The sequence below is a fragment of the Labrys sp. WJW genome, assembly GCF_001676615.1.
Taxonomy (GTDB): Bacteria; Pseudomonadota; Alphaproteobacteria; order Rhizobiales; family Labraceae; genus Labrys; species Labrys sedimenti.
This window is the reverse complement of sequence record NZ_LYXZ01000006.1, coordinates 35,645-52,020: the sequence shown is the minus strand read 5'-3', so window position 1 is coordinate 52,020 and position 16,376 is coordinate 35,645. Positions and strand designations below refer to the sequence as shown.

Sequence of the window (16,376 nt, the reverse complement as noted above, 5' to 3'; positions counted from 1 at the left end):
TACTGGCTGGTGCTGCCACCCCTCATCCCCCTGCCGGGACCTTCTCCCGTAAGGGGAGAAGGGATTTGATTGGGATGGGCGTTGGAGATCGCAACGGGACCAAGGCACTGGACCAACAGAGTAAAACTCTCTTCTCCCCTTGCGGGAGAAGGGAGCGGCAGCCGGATGAGGGCTGAGCCACCTCTCGAAGATTATTCGATCACCATCAAAGATTCATATTTAATATATAGAAATAGTAGTCTATTGTGCCTTCCTCTCCTTGGCGGGCCGTCGGCGCCGCATCGAAATCGAGATGGCACGATGAGTTACAGGCTGAGTCTGCTCGACAAGAGCCCCCTCGCTCCCGGCGACAACGCGGTCGATGCCCTCAAGCGTACGATTGCCCTGGCCCGGGCGGCTGAGCGGCTCGGCTATCATCGCTTCTGGGTTGCCGAGCATCACAATGCCCCCGAACTCGCCAGTTCCGCCCCCGAAGTGCTGATTGCCTTCCTGCTGGCCCATACGGCGCGCATCCGCATCGGTTCGGGCGGCGTGATGCTGCAGCATTACAGCGCCTACAAGGTGGCGGAAGTCTTCAACCTCCTCGCGTCGCTGGCGCCGGGGCGGGTCGATCTCGGCATTGGCAAGGCGCCGGGCGGGCTGCCGCTGGCGACACGTGCGTTGCAGGGCGCCCATGATCCCGCCCGCAAGCCGGGCTTTGCCGAGCAGCTCGACGATCTCGGCCGCTTCCTGGAGGGGGCGATCGCGGCCGGCGAGGTGCTGGCCGGGTTGAGTGCCACCCCGCGGCCGCCCGTGGCGCCCGAACGCTTCCTGCTGGGCGCCAGCGTGGAGAGCGCTCAGCTTGCCGCCGCCCGGGGCTGGCAGTTCGTGTTTGCCCGCCATCTCAATGGCGACGACGCGCTGCTCGCCGATGCCGTGGCCGCCTATCGCAGCCAGGCCGGGCGACCGCCTTTGGTGGCTGTGGCCGCCATCGTCGCCGACAATGCGGCCGAGGCGGCGCGCCAGGCTGCCGGCTTGCAGCTCTTCAAGGTGCATGTTCCCGGCGCCCAGAGCGTCACCGTCGGCAGCGAGGCGCAGGCGGAGGATTATGCGCGCCAGGCCGGTGCCAGCGAATTCCGCGTCGAGCGCAAGACGCCGAGCGTTCTCGCCGGCACGGCGGGCGACGTCCTGGCGTCGCTCGATCGCCTGCATGAGCGCCACGGTATCGAGGAATTCATCATCGAGCCGGCCGTGAAGGGCGATGCGCGGCTCACTTTGGTCGAGCAGCTCGCACAGGAACATGGTGTCACTGCGCGCCGGCCCCCGGCCACGCAGCCGGCGCCGCAGCGCCAAGCCATTCCCGCCTGACCGTCACGCATTGGAGGAGAGAGATTTGAGCAGGAAACGCATTCCCTTCGGTGTGATGCTGCAGGGCCCGGGCGGCCATATGAACGCCTGGAAGCATCCGAGCGTGCCCGCCGATGCCAGCATCAATTTCGAGCATTATGTCCGCACCGCACGCCAGGCCGAAAAGGCCGGCATCGCCTTCGTCTTCATCGCCGACGGCCTCTACATCAACGAGATCTCCATCCCGCATTTCCTCAACCGGTTCGAGCCGATCGCCCTGCTTTCGGCCCTGGCCGCCTCGACCGCCAGTATCGGGCTGGTCGGTACGCTCTCGACCTCCTATTCCGATCCTTTCACCGTGGCCCGGCAGTTCGGCTCGATCGACGTGATCAGCGGCGGCCGCGCCGGCTGGAACGCGGTGACCTCGCCGCTGGAAGGCTCGGCCCGCAACTACAATCGCGACAAGCATCCCGAACATGCGCTGCGCTACGAGATCGCCGGCGAGCATATCGAGGTGGTCAAGGGGCTGTGGGACAGCTGGGACGACGATGCCTTCCCGCGCGATCGCGAAACCGGTCGCTATGCCGACTTCGCCAAGATGCACCGGCTCGATTTCAAGGGCCGCTTCCATGCCGCCGAAGGGCCGCTCAACCTCGGCCGCTCGCCACAGGGCCAGCCGGTGCTGTTCCAGGCCGGCGCCTCCGATGATGGCATCAAGCTCGCCGGCCGCCATGCCGATGCGGTGTTCGCTGGTTCCGAATCCTTCGAGGACAATCGCGAGCTGTCGCGCAAGCTCAAGCAGAGTGCGCTGGCCCATGGCCGCCAGCCCGATCATCTCAAGATATTCCCCGGCGTCGCGCCGATCGTGGGATCGACGCAGGAAGAGGCGGAGCGCAAATATCAGGAGATCCGCGCCCTGGTGACGGATCACGAGGCGCTGCTCTATCTCGGCCGCTTCTTCGACCACCACGATTTCACAGCCTATCCGCTCGACGACCCCTTCCCGGATCTCGGCGATATCGGCGCCAATAATTTCCGTGCCCATACCGACCGCATCAAGCGCGTCGCGCGCGAGAAGAAGCTCACCTTGCGCGAGATCGCGCTCGATGTCGCGACGCCGCGTACCAGCTTCATCGGCACACCGGAGGCGATCGCCGACGAGCTGGTTCGCTGGGCGGAAGGAGGGGCCGCCGATGGCTTCGTGCTCGGCTTCCATGTGCTGACGGCCGGCCTCGACGATTTCGAGGCGCATGTCCTGCCGATCCTGGAGGCTCGCGGCCATCACCGTCCGGCCCAGTTCGGCACCACGCTCCGGGACCATCTCGGCTTGCCCTATCGCGAAAGCCGGTATGCGGTGCCGAGAGCTGGTACCGGCGAGGAGGCGGCTTGATGACGGCGCAATTTCCTCCGCCCTCGGCCGCCGCGGCCGAGATCGCATTGCAGGGCGACGAGTTCATCGCCCTGCGCCGCAAGCTTCATACCCAGCCGGAGCTGGCCTACAAGGAAGAGAAAACCAGCGCTCTCGTCGCCGATTATCTGGAAGGCTGGGGCTATGAGGTGGCGCGCAATGTCGGCGGCACCGGGGTGGTCGGCACGCTAAGGAGCGGGCCGGGCACGCTGCGAAACGGCGTGGGCAGCAAGACCGTCGGCATCCGGGCCGACATGGACGCCCTGCCGATCACCGAGGCCACGGGCCTGCCCTATGCCAGCACGGTGCCGGGGGTGATGCATGCCTGTGGTCATGACGGCCACACGGCGATCCTGCTCGCGGCGGCCAAGCAACTGGCCGAAACCCGTACTTTTTCCGGCACGCTCCGGGTGATTTTCCAGCCTGCCGAAGAGAATGGTGGTGGCGCCCGCGCGATGATCAAGGACGGGCTGTTCGAGCGCTTCCCGGTCGATGCGGTGTTCGGGCTGCACAACTGGCCGGGCGTGCCCGCCGGCGAGTTCGGCTTCCTGCCCGGGCCGGCCATGGCCTCGGTGGACCTTGCCGTCATCCGCATCATCGGCAAGGGCGGCCATGGCGCCAAGCCCCAGCAGGCGGTCGATCCGGTGGTAGCCAGTGCCTCGCTGGTGCTGGCCTTGCAGACGGTGGTCTCACGCAATGTCGACCCGCTCGAGGCGGTGGTCGTCACCGTCGGCTCGATCCATGGCGGCATTGCGCCCAATGTCATCCCCGACAGCATCGAGCTGCAGCTGACCATCCGTACCTTCGACGATGCCGTGCGCGAAGCGGTGCGCCAGCGCATCATCGACCTCGCGCAGAGCCATGCCGCCTCCTTCGGCGCGCGCGCCGAGGTTCATTATCCGCGCGGCTATCCCGTGCTCGTCAACCATGCCGGGGAGACCGCGTTCGCCCGGCAGGTGGCGGCCCGCCATTTCGGGGAAGAACGCATCCGCCGGGGCTTCCGGCCGATCACCGCAAGCGAGGACTTCGCCTTCATGCTCAAGGAGCGGCCGGGCAGCTACCTTTTCATCGGCAATGGCGACAGCGCCGACCTGCATAACCCCCATTATGACTTCAACGATGCCATTCTGGCGGATGCGGCGCGCTATTGGGTCGCGCTGGTCCAGGATTATCTTTCCGATAATAGTGAGCCGGCAAAATGACAGATGCTTTCTTCTACACCACGCCGCTGGACGAGCAGGCTCGTCCCCTGATCGAGGCACTGACCTTCGAATATCAGTCGCGCTACGGCAATTATTGGGGCGAACCGGGTTCGGCGGAAATGAGTCGCTATCCGGCCGAGCTCTTTGCGCCGCCCCATGGCAATTTCGTGCTCCTGCTGCGCGACGGGGTCGCCATCGCCGGCGGTGCCTTCAAGCGCTATGACGAGCGAACCGCAGAGTTCAAGCGCGTTTGGACCCATCTCGACCTGCGCCGCCAGGGCCTCGCCCGCAAGGTGCTGGTCGAACTCGAGGCGCAGGCCGCCCGCCAGGGCTATAGCCGCATCTATCTCACCACCGGCTTTCGCCAGCCGGAAGCCGCGGGCCTCTATCTGTCGACCGGCTACACTGCTTTGTTCGACGTCACCAAGGATCCGGAGACCTACGGCTCGCTGCCCTTCGAGAAGGACATCCTCCATCTCGCGGCCGAAGTCGGGCAGTCGATTGCAGCCGAGGCGCCGCCGACGGACGACAGGCTGGTCGCACTCAATGTTGCCCGAGCCGCGCGGCAGTCCGTGCCGGACCACGGCCAGCCTGGGCGCAAGGCAGGCTGACAGGGCCTTTCGGCCAAAATCACTTCGCCATTTAATCTACTTTTTCTATGGACTAACTGAATCAAGAACGAAGGAAGCGCAAGATGGCCTCCACCACGGATTTCGACGGTGTACTTGCAGGACCCCAGATTGCAGGACCCCAGGCGAGCAGCGCGACCGACTATTCGCGCTACCGCGTGGTGCCGGCCCGGCATCCCTGGCGTGCCGTCGGCACGGTGGTGGCCGTCCTCATCCTTGGTGTCACCCTCTATTCCATCCTGACCAACCCGAAATGGGGCTGGAACGTCTTTGCGCAATATTTCGTCTCCGAGCCCGTCCTGGTCGGACTCGTCCGCACGGTACTGCTTACCGTGCTGGCCTCGATCTTCGGCTTCCTGCTCGGTGGCACACTCGCTTTTGCGCGCGTCTCCAAATCGCCACTGCTCGCCGGGATTTCCTGGGGCTATATCTGGCTGTTGCGCTCGGTGCCGCTGATCGTGCTGCTGCTGATCCTCAACAATCTCGGCTATCTCTACACCACGCTGGATATCGGCATCCCCTTCACCGGGATCCTGTTCGCCCAATACAATCTGGTGGAGATCCTCAGCCCCTTCGCAGTGGCGCTGATCGGTCTTAGCCTGAACCAGGCCGCCTTCTCGGCCGAGATCATCCGGGGCGGCATCCTGTCGGTCGACCAGGGCCAGCACGAGGCCGCCGCCGCGCTCGGCCTGTCGCGCCGCCGCCATGCCCTCGGCATCGTGTTGCCCCAGGCCATGCGCGCCATCCTGCCGAGCGGCTTCAACGAGATCATCGGCTTGGCCAAGTCGACCTCCATGGTCTATGTGCTGGCGCTGCCGGAACTGTTCTATACCGTGCAGGTGATCTACCGGCGCAATCTCGAGGTCATCCCGCTCCTGATGGTGGCCACGGTCTGGTACCTCATCATCATGAGCGTGCTCTCGCTCATCCAGCTGAGGATCGAGCGGCATTATGCCAGGGGCGCCCTGCGCACCGCCCCGGCATCTTTGCTGGAGCGAATTACCGGCCGCGACAGTAGCCGGCAAAGTAAGTCGCCTCCGCTATCGCAGCCGACGGCGCCAGCCATCCGCAAGCCGCTGGTTTCAGCGTTGCGCCCGGCCCGCCAGGAAGGGCTGATCGAGATCCACGGCCTGTCCAAGCGCTATGGCAGCCACACTGTCCTGGACAATGTCAGTCTCACCATCCGGCCCGGCGAAGTCACGGCCATTCTCGGCCCCTCGGGTGCGGGCAAGTCGACCCTGCTGCGCGCGATCAATCATCTGGAGCGCGCCAATGAAGGCTTCATCGCCATCGACGGCGAACTGATCGGTTATGAGCGCCGCGGCTCCGTGCTCTACGAGCTGAAGGAGAGCGCCATCAGGCAGCGGCGTTCCTCGATCGGCATGGTGTTCCAGAACTTCAACCTGTTCCCGCATCTGACGGTGGTGGAGAACATCATCGAAGCCCCGGTCTCGGTGCAGAGGGTGCCGCGCGCCGAGGCGGTCGAGCAGGCGCGCGACCTTCTGGCGCGTGTCGGCCTCGCCGACAAGGCGGACTCCTATCCCCGTCAGCTCTCGGGCGGCCAGCAGCAGCGCGTCGCCATCGCCCGCGCCTTGGCGCTCAAGCCCAAGGTCATCCTGTTCGACGAGCCGACCTCGGCCCTCGATCCCGAGCTGGTCGGCGAAGTGCTGGAGGTGATCAAGGAACTCGCCAGCTCCGGCACCACCATGGTGATCGTCACCCATGAGGTCGGCTTCGCCCGCGAGGTCGCCGATACCGCGGTGTTCATGGAGAACGGCCGCATCCTCGAAGTCGGGCCGCCCGCACAGCTCTTCAATGCGCCCGCCCATTCCCGCCTCGGCGAGTTCCTCGCCAAGGTTTTGTGACGCCCAAATTTCTTCGACGTCCACGTTTCTACGACGTCCATGCCGGCGCGCGGGAAGCCGCCGGTGCCCTTCTTCCTCTCAAGCTCGATCAGGAGACCCCATGACCACCCGCCCTGCCTCCATCGCCGCCGGAACCCTCGCTGCCGCGCTGGCCCTCGGCCTCAGCTTCGCCGCCTTCGCCGGCGAGTTCGACCTCAGCCCGGAGCAACCCGGCCGCCTGCGTGCCGACAAGAACGAAGAGGCCATCAAGGCGATCGCCAAGGATGCCAAATTCGCGCGGGACGGCAAGTTCGTGGTGGCGGTCAATCCCGGCCTGCCGCCGATCGCGACCTATGCCACCGATTCCAAGACGCCGATCGGCTTCGATCCGGACCTTTCCCAACTGGTGGCCGACAGCCTCGGCAAGGAACTGGTGCTGGAAACCGTGGCATGGGCGGATTGGCCGCTCGGCCTGTCCTCGGGCAAATATGATGCCGTGATCACCAACGTCACGGTGACCGAGGAGCGCAAGGAGAAGTTCGATTTCTCCACTTATCGGCGTGACATTCTCGGCCTCTATGTCAAGTCGGACAGCGCGATCACCTCGGTGAAGGAGCCCAAGGACATTGCCGGCCTGAAGGTGATCACCGACGCCGGTACCAACCAGGAAAAGATCCTGCTGGCCTGGGACAAGCAGAACCAGGCCGCCGGCCTCAAGCCGGTCGAGGTGCAATATTACGACGACGATGCGGTGAAGACCCTGGCCCTGCAGTCTGGCCGCGCCGACATCACCTTCAGCGTCAACGCCACCCAGGCTTTCCAGTCGGCGCAGACGGGCAAGACCAAGCTGGTCGGCACCATCTCCGGTGGCTGGCCTGTTACCGCCGACATCGCCGTCACCACCCGCAAGGGCGGTGGTCTGGCCGATGCCGTGACGATCGCCATCAACGGCCTGATCAAGGATGGCAAATATGCCAAGACGCTCGCCCGCTGGAACCTGAGCGCCGAGGCGATCGACAAGGCTGAGACCAACCCCCAGGGCCTGCCGAAAAGCTGAGGGCGAGCGCGACGATACAACATGGATCCGTAAGGCTCTGTCATCCCCGGCTGAGCCGCTCGCGAGCAGAGCGAGAGAGGGCGAGGGGAAGGGGATCCAGGGGCCAGAAGGCGAGGCCCCTTAGCCCCTGGATCCCCTTTCCTTCGCTACGCTCAGCCGGGGATGACGGCTCCTTTTTCGAACAAATCCCAACCAAGAAGATTGCTCATGCCCACTCCCGTCGTCAGCCATGTCGGCTTCCTGTCGCCGGGAAGCTATCCGGACGATGATCCGGCGGGCGGGCTGGAGCGCACGCTGCAGCTGTTCGAGCTTGGCGAGAGCCTTGGCTATGACAGCGCCTGGGTGCGCCAGCGCCACCTCGAGCCGGGCGTCTCCGCCGCCGCGGTCTTCCTGGCGGCGGCAAGCCAGCGTACCCGCCATATCCAGCTCGGCACCGCGGTGATCCCGATCGGCTATGAGAGCCCCTACCGCCTGGCCGAGGATCTCGCCACCGTCGACGTGCTCGCGCGCGGGCGCCTCAATGTCGGCCTGAGTGCCGGCACGCCGCCGCATGCCGAGTTGCTGGCGCCGCTGGTCTTCGACGGCGACTGGCGCAGCCATGATTTCTCCCATGCGAGGGTGCAGCGGCTGGCCGATAATCTCCGCGGGCGCTATCTCGGCGCGCCCGACAGCCTGATCGACATTCCCGGCGGACGCATCCGGCCCCGTCTGCAGCCCTATGCCAAGGGGCTGGTCGAGCGCCTGTGGTATGGCGGCGGCTCGTTGCGCTCGGCCGAATGGGCCGGCCGCAACGGGTTCAACCTCCTGATGGGCAATGTCACCACGGGCGAGGGCACCGACGATTTCTTCGAGGCGCAGGCGCGTCAGCTCGAAACCTATCAGGCCGCTTCGGCCCGGCCCCGCGTCGCCCTCGGCCGCGTCATCGTGCCCCATGACAGCGCCGATCGGGCGACGCGGCGGCGCTATGCCGACTATGCCGCGAGCCGGCATGCCCGCACGCTCGTGCCCAATGGCCCGCGGCGCACGCTCTACGCCGCCGATCTCATCGGCCCCTCCGAGCAGATCCTTGAGCGCCTCGCCGCCGATCCGGTGCTCGCCGGCGTGGGCGAGTTCCGGCTGGAGCTGCCCTACGCCTTCGACCAGCACGACTATGAGCAGATCCTCACCGATTTCATCCAGCGCATCGCGCCCGGACTTGGCTGGGGATCTGGAAGCGCGAACTTCTCAGCGACAGGCTCGCCTGTCGCGATATCCGCTTCTTTTTCAGCCCGCGCGCAGCATTCCTGAAAGGACGATGCGGACTGGAAGTCCGCGCTCCGAAGCAGCCCCCGCCAAAACAAACGAGACATGACATGAATTCCGGCACTCTCCGCGCCGCCGTGGCACAGCCCGGCCGCATCCACGACAACCTCACCGACCTGATCGGCAACACGCCGTTGCTCGAGCTGCACAATTACGCCCGCAACCGCAATCTGTTCGGGCGGATCGTCGCCAAGATCGAGTACTTCAATCCCGCCGGCAGCATCAAGGACCGCGCGGCCTGGGCCATCATCGCGGAGGCCGAGGCGGCCGGCCGCCTGAAGCGCGGCGACCTCATCGTCGACGTGACCAGCGGCAATACCGGCATCGGCCTTGCTGCGGTGGCAGCCTCGCGCGGCTACCGGGCCAAATTCTATGTCAGCGACAATATCAGCCAGGACAAGGTCAAGCTGCTGCGCCTCTACGGGGCGGAGGTCGTCACGGTGAAGAACGAGTTCTTCCTCGACCCGGAGGCGATCGACAAGATCACGCAACGCATCCGCGAGGAGAATCCCTCGGCCTTCTTCGCCGACCAGCTCGCCAATCCCGCCAATCCGCGGGCTCATTTCGAGACGACAGGCCCCGAGATCTGGCGCGACACCGCCGGCAGCGTCGACATCCTGGTTGGTGGTGTCGGTACCGGCGGCACCACGGCCGGCGCCGGGCGCTTCCTCAAATCGAAGAAACCGGGCCTTAAGGTGGTGATCGCCGAGCCGGCCGAGGGTTCCATCCCGACGGAGGAGAATCCCTATCCCGACGAGATCGACGGGGTGCACAAGGTGAGCGAGGTGCCGCCCGAGCAGCTTCCGAAGAATGTCGACACCGGGGTCGCCGACGAGATCATCGCACTGAGCACGGCGCAGGCCCGGCGGACGGCGCTGGAGCTGGTGGCGGAAGAAGGCGTCTTCGCCGGTACTTCCTCGGGCGCCGTGCTCTGGGCCGCCACCCAGTTGGCCGCCCGGGCGGAGAACACCGGCAAGGTCATCGTCGCCATCCTGCCGGATACGGGCGAGCGCTATCTCGGCTCCACCTGGTGGCCACTCGAGACGGCGCCGGGGGTTGAGGGGCCGAACGCGGAGTAGTTGAGTTGAGACTATGAGAAGGCCATGCAATTGACACACGCCGTCATTGCGAGCGTAGCGAAGCAATCCAGTTTTTCGTGTCCGGCCGGCTGGATTGCTTCACTGCGCTCGCAATGACGGGGGCCATTATCAGCCAACATTTAATGGCCGTCGGCAGCGCCGTCAGTCGACCTGCCCGTTGCTGCGGGCATGGGCCTGGGTGATCTGGCTGCCCGGCGGGACGCTGCGGGTCAGCCAGACATTGCCGCCGATTGCCGAGCCCCGGCCGATGGTGATGCGGCCCAATACGGTGGCGCCGGCATAGATGACGACGTCGTCCTCGACGATCGGGTGGCGAGGGCTGCCCTTGACGAGTACGCCGTTCTCGTCGGTGGGAAAATGGCGGGCGCCTAGCGTCACGGCCTGGTAGAGGCGGACGCGCTCGCCGATGACGGTGGTCTCGCCGATCACCACGCCGGTGCCGTGGTCGATGAAGAAGCTGCCGCCGATCTCCGCGCCGGGATGGATGTCGATGCCGGTCTTCGAATGGGCGATATCGGAGATCAGCCGGGCGAGGAAGGTAGCGCCCAGGCCGTGCAGGGCATGGGCGAGGCGGTGATAGATGATCGCCGTCATGCCGGGATAGCCGAGCAGGATCTCGGGAAAATTCGTGGCCGCGGGATCGCCGCGGAAGGCGGCGGTGAGGTCGCTGACCAGCACACCGCGAATGGCAGGCAGCCGGCTGGCGAAGTCGCCGGTGATGGCCAGGGCCTGCTCGTGCAGGCTGGCCTCCGGCGGGGCCTCCTCACGGGTGAAGGCGAGGCTGCGGCGCACCTGCTCCGTCAGCAGGATCAGGGCGTTGTCGAGAGTCGAGCCGACGAAATAGTCGATATTGCCGGCGCCGATCTCCGACTGGCCGTAATGGCTGGGAAAGAGGGCGGCCTTCAGCCCGTCGAGGATCGTCGTCACCGTCTCGCGCGAGGGTGTGCGGCGGATGCGGCCCTGGTGGCGGATATTGTGGGTGATCTCGCGCGAGAGCCTGAGCTGGGCCACCAGGGCATCGAGATTCCAGCCCGGCGCCGGAGGGCGCGGCGTCTGCGCAGCCTCTTCCTGCAAGGCGATGGCATGCTGCAGGGTCTCGTTCATGGCATGGCCCTTCGTGACGTCGCGATTGCACGGCCCCAGGGGCGAAACCGATGCGGTCCGAATGTTGTAAATTTTATTTTCTACTATTTCTATAGACAAATTGTAAATTTCGATCGAAGCTGGATTCCAGCATCGCTCCTGCATCACGGAACCGACCATGACACCTGGCCTTGCCTCACCCCTTTCCGCCGTTCCTTCCGGTTTTTGCATGGGATGGGCCGGCCCGATGGCGGCCAAGGCCTGAGCCGCGTGGGGTTGGGCGTGGCCGGTACGACGCGCGAAGCGAGGAGCGTCATCGATGCGGGGCGGGGGAGCGCCGTGACGAAGGCCCGCTTTTGTCCGCGCACTGCCTATCTGCGCAGGCTGATCGCGCAAGGCCGCATCGTCGCAGCCAAGCAGCAGGCGGGTGCCTGGCTGAGGGAAGCCTATGCTTCGCCGCAATTCCTGACCCTGATTGCCGAATTGCTCGACCCGGCCAAGCCCGATCGCAGCCGTCGCCGGCCGCCGCCCGCGCAATGGCTCGATATCGGCGAGGCCTTCGACGCCCTGCGCGACGACGGCTTCACCCATGACCAGACGATCCTGGTGCTCTGCGACCGTTTTCATCGGTCCGCCAGCCTCATCGAAAAGGCACTCACCTTCTATCGAGGGGCCCGGCACACGCACGATCCGGTGCCGGCGCGACGGGAGCCACCCGTCGACGCCACGGCCCGGAAATAGCCGCATGGCGGCAGATCCGGCTTATTCCACGCACGGTGTACGGGATTTGCGGAAGCCACGCGGCATGTCGGTTGTTAGGGCATTTGTCCGGCGCTCCGGCGCGCTGGATATACGTCGAATCAAGATTTCCTTCCGCGCCATGAACCAGACAAGGAGCACCGTATGGCCGATGAACCCGCCGTCCGCCGGACATTGAACGAGGCGGCGGCAAGGCAGCTTGCCAATGCCACCAAGACCAGGGCCCAGTGGTCCGGCATCACGCCGCGCTGGCTGGTTTCCTTTCTGCCCTGGACGCCCGTCGAGGCCGGCATCTATCGCCTGAACCGGGTCAAGGAAGACCAGGGCGACATCAGCGCCGAGGTCGAATGCTCTCCCCGACGCGACCAGGATCCGGACCTGCCGGAGACCTTCGTGGATTATGAGGAGGCGCCACGCGAATACTCGCTCAATGCCGTCACCACGGTGCTCGACGTGCAGACCCGCGTCTCCGACCTCTACAGCCATCCTTACGACCAGATCCAGGAACAGCTTAGGCTCCTCATCGAGAAGGTGAAGGAGAAGCAGGAGAACGAACTGGTCAACAACAAGGAATATGGCCTCCTGCCCAATGCGCAGGCCGGCCAGCGCATCAAGACCCGTACCGGCGCTCCCACGCCCGACGATCTGGACGAACTGATCACCAAGGTCTGGAAGGAACCCTCCTTCTTCCTGGCGCATCCGCGCGCCATCGCCGCCTTCGGCCGCGAATGCACCCGCCGCGGCGTGCCGCCGCCGACCGTCACCTTGTTCGGCACGCCCTTCCTGACCTGGCGCGGCCTGCCGCTGGTGCCGAGCGACAAGCTGGAGGTCGACGCCAAGGGCAAGAGCAACATCCTGCTGCTACGCACCGGCGAGAAGAAGCAGGGCGTCATCGGCCTGTTCCAGCCGGGTGTCCCCGGCGAGGTGCAGCCCAGCCTGTCGGTGCGCTTCATGGGCATCAACCGCAAGGCCATCGCCTCCTACCTGATCTCGCTCTATTGCTCCTCGGCCATCCTCACCCATGATGCGCTGGCGGTACTCGAGGGGGTCGAGGTCGGGAAGTACCACGACTATCCCGACAAATATGTCTGAGTGGGGTTGATCCGACAGGGCGCGCCGCCCCTCACCCTTACCCTCTCCCCGTAAGAACGGGGCGAGGGGGCGCCGAGTGTGGCGTCAACTAGGCGAGGCGCTGAGCGTGCTGGATAAGATGCGACGTCACCGTCTCCCTCGCCCCGCACCTGTGGGGAGAGGGTAAGGGTGAGGGGCGACTCTGACCTTGCAGAAGAGCGCTGCTGATCCGATTCCCACCGTATGCCATGATGATCCCCGGCACCGTCCGGCGGACGTCTCCAAGGAGCTCCCGCTCGATGACGACAGGCCTTTCCTCGACCCCGTCCTGGCCGGATCCGGCGGTGCTGGCCGATCTCGCCAACGCCTTGTTCCAGGCGCCGCCTAGCCAGGGTACCGTGCCGCTGGCGCCGACCGTGCCGGCGGTTCCGCCGAGTCCGACTTTGGCGCCGGCGCCTTCCATCACCACCAGTGTCGCCCCGCAGGTGCCGGCCCGCCCGCCTGTCGGCCCGCCCGACCTGCCGCCGGTGACCATTCCCTCGATCGTGCCGACGCCGACCATCCCGATCGCGCCGGCCACCGCGCCGCAGCCACTGTCGGGCGCCTCGGCCATTCCCTCGGATGTACCGCAGCCCGGCGGCTCCGCAGGTCCCTTCGTGCCTGCCGTGCCCACCCAACTCGACTTCTCGGTGTTGCCGGCCGGCATCGCCGAGTTCCTCTCGCTGCTGCGTCCCGACGTGGCCGCAGCAGCGCCCCTGCAGGCGCCGTCCACGGCTTCGGTTCCCGGCTCGATCGCCCAGCCTTCGCAGGATGGCTATTACTTCCTGCGCGACGGGCAATCCCTCGCGCCCTCGTCGCAATCCGCCCCGTCGGCCGCGCAGCCGGTGATACCCACGGCGCCGCAGATCCCGACGGTCGCGTCCTCCCCCGCGCAGGCGGCACCGCCTGCCGTACCGGCCGCGCCGCGCCTGTTCGATTTCAGCGCTCTCTCCCTGGAACTGCGTCCCGATGCCGTGCCGGACCTCGCCTCGTCGGGCCGCCCTTTCGACGCAAACTCGGTCAAGCGCGATTTTCCGATCCTGCAGACCCAGGTGCATGGCAAGCCGCTGATCTGGCTCGACAATGCGGCGACGACCCAGAAGCCGCAGGCAGTGATCGATCGCCTCAGCCATTTCTACGAGCATGAGAATTCCAACATCCACCGCGCCGCCCATGCGCTGGCCGCCCGGGCCACGGATGCCTATGAAGGCGCGCGCGAGAAGGTGCGGCGCTTCCTCAATGCCGGCTCGACGCGCGACATCATCTTCGTGCGCGGCACCACCGAAGGCATCAACCTGATCGCGCAGGCTTATGGCCGCCGCCATGTCGGGGAAGGCGACGAGATCCTGATCACCTGGCTGGAGCACCATGCCAATATCGTGCCCTGGCAGATGCTGGCCGCCGAGAAGGGCGCCAGGCTGCGCGTCGCACCGGTCGACGATACCGGCCAGGTGATCCTCGAGGAGTATGAAAAGCTCATCAATCCGCGCACGCGCATCGTCTCGATCACACAGGTCTCCAATGCGCTCGGCACCGTGACGCCGACGCGGGAGATGGTGGCCATCGCCAAGCGCCACGGCGCCACGGTGGTTGTCGACGGCGCCCAGTCGGTCTCGCATATGCGCACCGACGTGCAGGCGCTCGATGCCGATTTCTTCGTGTTCTCGGGACATAAGGTGTTCGGGCCGACCGGTATCGGCGTGGTGCATGGCAAGCCCGACGTGCTCGCCCATCTGCCGCCCTGGCAGGGCGGCGGCAACATGATCGCCGACGTCACCTTCGAGAAGACGATCTATCACGGCCCGCCCGAGCGCTTCGAGGCCGGCACCGGCAATATCGCGGATGCGGTCGGGCTCGGCGCGGCGCTCGACTATGTCGAGACGATCGGCATGGATGTGATCGGCCGCTACGAGCACGAGCTCCTGGTCTACGCCACCGAGCACATGCTCACCGTGCCCGGCCTCAAGCTGATCGGCACCGCCAGGGACAAGGCGAGCGTGCTCTCCTTCGTGCTCGACGGCTGCCGGACCCAGGATGTCGGCGTGGCGCTCGACCGCGAGGGCATCGCGGTACGCGCCGGCCATCACTGTGCCCAGCCGATCCTGCGCCGCTTCGGCCTGGAAAGCACGGTGCGCCCCTCGCTCGCCTTCTACAATACGTATGAAGATGTCGACGCGCTGGTCGCGGCTCTGAGAAGGATCCAGAGCGGGCGGGGGTATTTGTAGGGGGAGCTTCCCTCGCCCCTCTTCCGCAAGGGGCTATCGCATTCACACATCTCAACCAAGACAGGTAAAGCGCGGGAATCCCTCACCGACGTCGGGGAGGATGGGCCGGCGAAGCCGGCTCGGGTGGGGTAAAGTGGTGAAACCTGGCCATGTTCTGGCCGCCTGGCGCCACTTTCCCCCTTCCGTCGCCGCTACGCGGCGACACCTTCCCCGACGTCGGGGAAGGATTCCCACGCCCTATATTGAAATCGCCAGATATGTGAGTCGGGTCGGGAGAGGGATAGAGGGTGAAGGAGCTGGCGCCCCTACTTGCCCAGCCAGATCGTGCCCGACGGATTGTCGACGGGAACGCCGACGGCATTGCCATATTCGGTCCAGGAGCCGTCATAGTTGCGGGCGTCATAGCCGAGGAGGCGCTTGAGGGCGAACCAGCTATGGCTCGAGCGCTCGCCGATGCGGCAATAGGTGATGATCGGCTTGGTTCCGTCGATGCCCTTGGCCGCGTAGATGCCGCGGATTTCCTCGACGGGCTTGTAGGTGCCGTCCTCGTTGACGATGGTGGCCCAGGGCACGTTTTCGGCGCCGGGCACATGGCCGGCCCGGATCGCGAGTTCCTTCACGCCCTCGGGAGCGAAGATCTTGCCGGCATATTCGTCCGGTGAGCGGATGTCGACCAGCGCGCCATCCACCTTGCCCTGGGCAAAGCCGAGCACGTCGGGAAGCCGGGCGCGCAGGCTCTCGTTGCGATCGGGCAGCGTCAGCGTGGAAGCCGCGAAATCGGGTATGTCGGCGGTGAGGGCGAGGCCGCGAGCCTCCCAGAGCTTGCGGCCGCCATCCACCAGCTTGGCGCGGTCGCCGAAGCCGTAGACATCGAGCACCCATACGCCCCAGGCGGCGAACCAATTGTTGTTGTCGCCATAGACGATCACGGTGGTGTCGTCCTCGACGCCGGCCTTGCGCAGGGTGTCCTGCAGCTTCTCGCGTGAGGCGATGTCCCGGTTGACGGTGTCGACCAGGTCCCGGTGCCAATCGAGATTGACCGCCCCCGGTATATGGCCGCGCTCATAGACGGTGGGATCGACGCTGACCTCGAAGATCCGCACCTTGGGATTGCCCAGATTTTCGAGAAGCCAGTCAGCCGTAACCAGGGATGGGGAAGCCGGTGTCGTCATCGCTTGCCTCGTTGCAGGAGTGTCCGGAAGGCGAGCTTAATTCATAAATACACTTAGTCCATAATTTTTATATAATAATCTTGACCAAGCCCGGTTCCCTGTCATTATTCCGCCATATCGATCGAAAGACGCGTCTTTCCCTTGAAATTCGGAGCAGGC

Annotated in this window: 13 protein-coding genes; 11 read left to right on the top strand and 2 right to left on the bottom strand. The window is 65.6% G+C overall.

The window, feature by feature from the left end; all coding sequences use genetic code 11:
• The first annotated feature begins 300 nt into the window (after positions 1-300).
• The 8 genes from BA190_RS04685 to BA190_RS04650 all read left to right on the top strand — a co-directional run bounded on the left by BA190_RS04685 (position 301) and on the right by BA190_RS04650 (position 9,847).
• Positions 301-1,347 (top strand): MsnO8 family LLM class oxidoreductase, encoded by a 1,047-nt coding sequence (locus BA190_RS04685; protein ID WP_068283313.1) that lies wholly within the window; start codon positions 301-303, stop codon positions 1,345-1,347.
• A 55-nt stretch (positions 1,348-1,402) separates the two neighbouring features.
• The gene (locus BA190_RS04680) at positions 1,403-2,716 is read left to right on the top strand and encodes an LLM class flavin-dependent oxidoreductase (RefSeq protein ID WP_371260290.1); all 1,314 of its coding nucleotides are present in this window, start codon (positions 1,403-1,405) and stop codon (positions 2,714-2,716) included.
• Positions 2,716-3,936 (top strand): M20 aminoacylase family protein, encoded by a 1,221-nt coding sequence (locus tag BA190_RS04675; RefSeq protein WP_068283309.1) that lies wholly within the window; start codon positions 2,716-2,718, stop codon positions 3,934-3,936. The genes BA190_RS04680 and BA190_RS04675 overlap by 1 nt, the downstream gene beginning before the upstream one ends.
• On the top strand, positions 3,933-4,547 hold the full coding sequence (locus BA190_RS04670; RefSeq protein ID WP_082979455.1) for a GNAT family N-acetyltransferase: 615 nt from the start codon (positions 3,933-3,935) through the stop codon (positions 4,545-4,547). The genes BA190_RS04675 and BA190_RS04670 overlap by 4 nt, the downstream gene beginning before the upstream one ends.
• Positions 4,548-4,630: 83 nt before the next feature.
• On the top strand, positions 4,631-6,430 hold the full coding sequence (locus BA190_RS37115) for an amino acid ABC transporter permease/ATP-binding protein (protein WP_082979454.1): 1,800 nt from the start codon (positions 4,631-4,633) through the stop codon (positions 6,428-6,430).
• Positions 6,431-6,530: 100 nt separating this feature from the next.
• Complete coding sequence (locus BA190_RS04660; RefSeq protein WP_068283308.1) at positions 6,531-7,466, top strand: ABC transporter substrate-binding protein; 936 nt, start codon at positions 6,531-6,533, stop codon at positions 7,464-7,466.
• A 207-nt stretch (positions 7,467-7,673) separates the two neighbouring features.
• Positions 7,674-8,753 carry an LLM class flavin-dependent oxidoreductase gene (locus tag BA190_RS04655; RefSeq protein WP_068283304.1) on the top strand — a complete coding sequence of 360 codons (1,080 nt, stop codon included), beginning with the start codon at positions 7,674-7,676 and terminating at the stop codon, positions 8,751-8,753.
• 65 nt (positions 8,754-8,818) lie between these two features.
• On the top strand, positions 8,819-9,847 hold the full coding sequence (locus BA190_RS04650; RefSeq protein WP_068283302.1) for a PLP-dependent cysteine synthase family protein: 1,029 nt from the start codon (positions 8,819-8,821) through the stop codon (positions 9,845-9,847).
• Between the two features lie 162 nt (positions 9,848-10,009).
• Here the strand turns inward: BA190_RS04650 and epsC are convergent, their stop codons facing one another.
• Positions 10,010-10,972: a serine O-acetyltransferase EpsC gene (gene epsC, locus BA190_RS04645; RefSeq protein WP_082979453.1), complete on the bottom strand. Its 963-nt coding sequence runs from the start codon at positions 10,970-10,972 to the stop codon at positions 10,010-10,012.
• 261 nt (positions 10,973-11,233) lie between these two features.
• Here epsC and BA190_RS04640 point away from each other — a divergent pair, with 261 nt between their 5' ends.
• The 3 genes from BA190_RS04640 (at position 11,234) to BA190_RS04630 (ending at position 15,045) form a co-directional block, all read left to right on the top strand.
• Positions 11,234-11,692 (top strand): hypothetical protein, encoded by a 459-nt coding sequence (locus BA190_RS04640; protein ID WP_156771359.1) that lies wholly within the window; start codon positions 11,234-11,236, stop codon positions 11,690-11,692.
• Positions 11,693-11,854: 162 nt separating this feature from the next.
• Complete coding sequence (locus tag BA190_RS04635) at positions 11,855-12,802, top strand: family 2A encapsulin nanocompartment shell protein (protein ID WP_068283297.1); 948 nt, start codon at positions 11,855-11,857, stop codon at positions 12,800-12,802.
• A 278-nt stretch (positions 12,803-13,080) separates the two neighbouring features.
• Positions 13,081-15,045: a family 2A encapsulin nanocompartment cargo protein cysteine desulfurase gene (locus tag BA190_RS04630; RefSeq protein ID WP_245314554.1), complete on the top strand. Its 1,965-nt coding sequence runs from the start codon at positions 13,081-13,083 to the stop codon at positions 15,043-15,045.
• Positions 15,046-15,350: 305 nt separating this feature from the next.
• Here the strand turns inward: BA190_RS04630 and BA190_RS04625 are convergent, their stop codons facing one another.
• Positions 15,351-16,217 carry a sulfurtransferase gene (locus tag BA190_RS04625; protein ID WP_068283295.1) on the bottom strand — a complete coding sequence of 289 codons (867 nt, stop codon included), beginning with the start codon at positions 16,215-16,217 and terminating at the stop codon, positions 15,351-15,353.
• Positions 16,218-16,376 lie beyond the last annotated feature (159 nt).